Source organism: Streptomyces aurantiacus JA 4570, assembly GCF_000414115.1.
Taxonomy (GTDB): Bacteria; Actinomycetota; Actinomycetes; order Streptomycetales; family Streptomycetaceae; genus Streptomyces; species Streptomyces aurantiacus_A.
The window spans coordinates 1-1208 of the sequence record NZ_AOPZ01000420.1 but is presented as its reverse complement, the minus strand read 5'-3'; the positions used below and the strand labels follow the sequence as shown (position 1 = coordinate 1208).

The 1208-nt window shown below is 79.8% G+C and carries 1 pseudogene; it reads right to left on the bottom strand.

Annotation, left to right across the window (positions count from 1 at the left end):
* A pseudogene (locus STRAU_RS32580) lies at positions 1-1208 on the bottom strand (AAA family ATPase); the annotation flags it as partial.

Here is a 1208-nt window from a genome sequence, read left to right as displayed (position 1 = left end):
CGCTGTGCGGCGGCGGCCGCGTCGGGCTCGGCGAGCAGCGCGCGGACCGCGGCCTGTTCGTTCCGCCAGGCGTCGACGCGGTGCTGGAGCTCGCGGTGGCCCGCGTCGTCGAGGAGCGCGGCGGACGCGGCGGCCGGGGTGTCGAAGCCGGCGCGGAACGCGGCGTCCGCGAGCCGGGCGTCGGCGTCCTTCAGGCGCTGGGCCGACTCGTCGGCGGCGCGCGCGGCATCGGCGGCATCGGTGAGGAGCTCGCTCTGCCGCTCCAGTTGCGCGGCGCGCCGGGCGACGCTCGCTGACGCGCCGCGCGCCCGGGTCAACTCCTCCTCCAGGCCCGCCTGTTCGCCTGCGAGGGCGTCCCGCAGCGCGGCGCGGGACTCGACGCGGCGGGCCGCTTCCTGCTGGGCGGCGACCCGGCGGTCGCGCTCCCGCTCCGCCTGGGCCAGCGCTTCGCGGGCGGCGTGCAGGCCGGAGGCGCGGTCCCGGGCCTCGGCGTGGGCGTGCCGCAACTCCTCTACGGCGGCGGCGAGTTCGGCGGCAGGGGTGTCGGACGCGGCGGCGGTGGCGGCCGCGAGGGATTCCCGTACGGTGCCGAGGTCCCGTTCGGCGGCGGCGCGGGCCTCGTCCGCCCGCTGGTGGGCCGTGCGGGCCGCCTCTTCGGCGGCGCGGTCGACGTGGCCCGCGGACTTCTGTGCGGGGGCGGGATGTTCGGTGGCGCCGCAGACGGCGCAGGGGGCGCCGTCGCTGAGGTGCGCGGCGAGTTCGGCGGCGATGTCCGCGAGGCGCTGCTCCTTGAGGCCGAGCCAGCGCTCGTGGGCGGCGGTGGCGTGCTCGCGGGCGGCGATCAGGCGCTCCTGGGCCGCGTCGGCCTCCTGGGTGAGCCGGTCGCGGCGGCGGGCCGCGTCCAGCTTCTCCTGCGCCGGCTGGAGCCGGCCGGCCAGGTGCTCGGTACGCGTGGCGGCTTCCTGGGCCGCCTCGACGCCGCCCTGGAGACGGGACCGGGTGGCGTCCCAGTCGGCGAGCCAGCCCGCGGCGTCCTGAAGGAGTTCGTCGTCGGCGCGCTCCTGGCGGTCCAGGTCGGCACGCTGGGCGGTCAGTTCGGCGAGGCGGCGCTCGGCGCGGCGGGCGGAGGCGAGGCCGCCCAGTTCCTCGCTGGCCCGGCGCGCGGCGGTCGCGAGGCCGGCGGCGCCCTCGTCCTCGTACGCGGCGGG